1 protein-coding gene and 1 pseudogene are annotated in these 2,254 nt (G+C 33.5%); both read right to left on the bottom strand.

Translation table 11 applies throughout. The annotated features are described in order from the left end of the window. Positions 1-1,536, bottom strand: a 1,536-nt coding sequence (locus AJ881_RS04785; RefSeq protein WP_070282654.1) for a flagellin, incomplete at its 3' end; no start/stop codon positions are given. A gap of 95 nt (positions 1,537-1,631) precedes the next feature. Beyond that, positions 1,632-2,254, bottom strand: a pseudogene (locus AJ881_RS04780) (motility associated factor glycosyltransferase family protein); the annotation flags it as partial.

Genomic DNA, 2,254 nt, shown 5'->3' with positions numbered 1-2,254 from the left:
TTGATTTTGCACTGAACCAATATCGGCTCTGATTTGATCAAGATTTGTTATAGCAGTTTCTGCTATATCCATCACTGCCATAGCGCCTTTAAGTGTAGTTACACCTGCTGTTTCATCTTTTACACCAAGAGTATTTCCAACTGAAGTTTTCAAGGTTGCAAATTGAGATAAATTAGAACCACTAGAAAAACCTGAGCCTGCGGATACATTATAAACTGCTGAGAGTTGAGAAGCTGCAGAAACAGCTATCACATTAGCAAAACCTGTGGAATAATTTTTACCACTACCTACAGAATAACCTGAACCTGACGAAAATCCACTACCGGCATTACTCATATAAGCAGAAACAGAAGAATAACCCCCTAAAATATTACCTTTATCAACTGAGTTAAACCCCATAGCATCAGCAACATTGGCATCAATTTGACCTTTTGATTCTCTTAGAGAAACAGAAGCTTGTGAAATGAAACTACTTGCACCAAATCCAGTAGCAGTTAATCCTGTTCCACTGATTAAAATATCTTTACCATCATTTTTTACCAAAGATAAGCGACCGTAATTTTCTTTCATATTTGGATTGATAAAAGCACCCTTGCCTATATCACCTTCAATTTTAATCCCTCTACCCTCTCTTGAAGTGAGCAAAAGTTTACCATTTTCATCTATAGAGGCTTCTACTCCTGTAGTATCTTTTACAGAGTTGATTGCAGAAACTAAAGCACCATTGCTATCGCCATCTTTATATTCTATCTGGCCGATTTTTACCCCATTAATAGTAAAATCTTCAGAAGTAGTACCTTCTCTAACTGCACCCATACCTCGAGTCTCTACTGTAAAGGTAGCCCTAACACCCGTTTTATCGGCATTTTTATTGATCTCTTCAGCTAAAGCCCCAAGTCCTGTTCCAACCGAAGTTGAAATCACAACTTTTTGAAATTTAAAATCATCTATACCGTTATAGTTTTTCAAAGTAAATTGCACTTCACCACTTTCAGAAATCCTTCCTCCAGTTTCAAAGCGTGTTAAACCGATTTTAGAAGATTGGGTTGGGCCTATGGTAGCTTTAATAGTTTGATTTGAACTTGCACCGATTTGAAATTCTTGATTGATAAAATTACCACTTAAAAGTTGTTTACCATTAAATGAAGTAGTATTAGCAATATTATCAAGTTCTTCCATCAAGCGGTTAATATCTGCTTGAAGCATAGTTCTTGTTTTTAAGCTTTGTCCATCTTGAGCTGCTTGAGTTGCTTTAGTCTTGATTGTATCTAAGATCTTAAGTTGCTCATCCATAGCTTTATCTGCAGTTTGTAAGATACCTAAAGCATCATTACCATTAGATATAGCTTGACCTAAAGTATTAGCTTGAGATCTTAGACTATCTGCTATCGCCATCCCTGAAGCATCATCTGCGGCTGAGTTGATTCTAAGACCTGAACTAAGTCTTGCAAGTGATTGATCTAATGCTTTGCTGTTTAGATCAGAATTTGCTTTTGCATTTAATGCTGCAACATTAGTGTTAATACGAAATCCCATTTTAAATCCTTTTAAAAAAATTCAAGCTCATCCATGAACTTGTTAAATACTATATCGTGCAATCAAAAAAATATTTTATACTTTGGTGTTAAATTTTATACTTTTAATAAAGATTCATATTTTTGCTCTAGTTTTTCTATAAAATAAAACAACCATTCATCATAAGCTTTGATATAAGTACTGATAAAACTAACTTTATCTTGAATATGAAGCCTAAGCACATCGGCGATAAATTTTCCACGATAAGCAAAGGCTCCTCTTAAAACTTCATCCTGTATAAACTCATCTGTATCTAAAGAGTGATTGAAATTTTCTATATTTTGATAAACTTTTTCTAAAAATTCCAAAGGTAAAATAAAATCTTTACTGAGTATGTTTTCTAAAATTTGTTTTAAAGCTAAAGCATCGTCTAAAAATCTTTTAGCATTATCTTGATCTTTTTGTATTTTTTCTTTGAATTTAACTAGGAGTTTATCACTTCTATTTTTAGTTAAATTTTTGGGAAGTTCAAACTTGGGTTTAAATTTTGTAAGGAGTTTTTCACAACATTCTTTAAAGGAAAGTTCTTCAGTAAAATTAATCCTTGCTCCACCTTCAGTGGCATTGTAAAATTTAGCTTTTTGTTCGTTGCAAGCAAAAAGATATTCAAGCTTTATGCGATAATCATTCCAAGCAATATGAGTTAAAACTTCACCTTTACCTGCATAGGCGGTGACTT

Source organism: Campylobacter sp. BCW_6460 (genome assembly GCF_001762705.1).
Classification (GTDB): Bacteria; Campylobacterota; Campylobacteria; order Campylobacterales; family Campylobacteraceae; genus Campylobacter_D; species Campylobacter_D jejuni.
Note: the sequence above shows the minus strand (reverse complement) of the source record. Positions and strands in the feature narration are given on the sequence as shown.